This is a genomic window from Modestobacter marinus (genome assembly GCF_019799945.1).
GTDB classification, from domain to species: Bacteria; Actinomycetota; Actinomycetes; order Mycobacteriales; family Geodermatophilaceae; genus Modestobacter; species Modestobacter marinus_B.
In genome coordinates, this window is sequence record NZ_JABGCH010000193.1 from 1 (window position 1) to 585 (window position 585).

At 37.3% G+C, this 585-nt stretch carries 1 protein-coding gene; it reads left to right on the forward strand.

Going from position 1 to position 585, the window contains the following annotated elements; translation table 11 throughout:
• Window positions 1–238 precede the first annotated feature (238 nt).
• Entirely contained in the window at window positions 239–544 is a 306-nt protein-coding gene (locus HK417_RS24610) for a hypothetical protein (RefSeq protein ID WP_222273472.1), read from the forward strand.
• Window positions 545–585: the final 41 nt, after the last annotated feature.

Here is a 585-nt window from a genome sequence, read left to right on the forward strand (position 1 = left end):
GTAAATTGCCGATGAAAGTAAGAAAAGTTGAAAAAGGAACACCATTTGTCACTCTTCGTGAAGACTTCATGAAAGAGGAAGATGACAAGGAGGAATAATGAAATTCACCAAACAGATGGAAAGGGACTTGTGAGATATTTTCCACGAGAACCCAAGCACAAAATTGGCAACCAAGAAATTCAATGATAAATATGAAACCAATTTTGTTGAGCGTTCATTGGGGCAGAGGTTCATAAACATGAAACGCGGCGTGGAGATTGCTCTTGAAAGTCAATCATTCACAGAGGACCAACTGCAACTTCTTGCCAAAAAGGAATTGCACATCCTTAAGCAGCAAAAGAAAAATGTGGCGTTAAGACAAGAAGCTCATAAGGCGGCAAAAAATTTGGGTGTGATAGAAATGCTTAGGGAAGAGTTGCAAGTGCCTAAAACAGACCAAAAACCACTTCCTAAGGTCTATGCAGAAGTTGATAAGACTAAACCTAATGAAATTATTGAATATTTAATCAGTGATTTACATTACAAGGGTAGTGAAGAAGAATGAGTGGCACATATTTTCTCTAAAATCAAGGGGAATATTAAAAA